Annotated in this window: 2 protein-coding genes; both read left to right on the top strand. The window is 61.7% G+C overall.

Annotated elements, in window-relative coordinates; all coding sequences use genetic code 11:
- Positions 1–159 (top strand): hypothetical protein (locus HX846_RS40050; protein ID WP_178967351.1); only part of this gene is annotated, 159 nt, incomplete at its 5' end.
- A gap of 78 nt (positions 160–237) precedes the next feature.
- Positions 238–528: YbaK/EbsC family protein (locus HX846_RS36245; protein WP_306173206.1), on the top strand; the 291-nt coding region annotated here is incomplete at its 3' end.

Genomic DNA, 528 nt, shown 5'->3' with positions numbered 1-528 from the left:
GGCCTGCTGCAATTCAAGGTCGCCGACCTGATGCGCGATGCCGACTTGCTGCCCGCCGTGCGCGACGCGGCCCAGGCGTTACTGGAGCGTTGGCCGGAACACGTCAGCCCGCTGCTGGATCGCTGGCTGAGACATGGGCAGCAATACGGCCAAGTGTGACGGCTGACTCACTTAGACAACCCTCACTTGTATCAAGCTGGTTATACTCCAATGACTGTAGGAAATTGGATTCAGGCCATGTCAGAAGTTGCCCTCGCCACAGCCCCACCGACTGCACCCTCGGTGATTCGGACGCTGCTTGCAAAGCTCGCCATCAGCTACACGGAAGTTACCGAACGCCCCGGCCTGAACCCGGCGCAGAAGGTTCAAGCCGTACTGCTCGATGATGCCGTGGGTGCACTCATGGTGCTGTTTCCACAGAACCAGTTGCTGGACCTTAATCGCCTCGCCGAGCTCACCGGTCGGCGCCTCACGGCGGTGTCGCCGGAGCGCCTGGAGCGCATGCTCGGCAAGCACAGCCTGAGCCTG

The sequence above is a fragment of the Pseudomonas sp. K5002 genome, assembly GCF_013386655.1.
Classification (GTDB): domain Bacteria; phylum Pseudomonadota; class Gammaproteobacteria; order Pseudomonadales; family Pseudomonadaceae; genus Aquipseudomonas.
The sequence above is the reverse complement of the archived record's forward strand: the minus strand, read 5'-3'. Positions and strand labels throughout refer to the sequence as shown.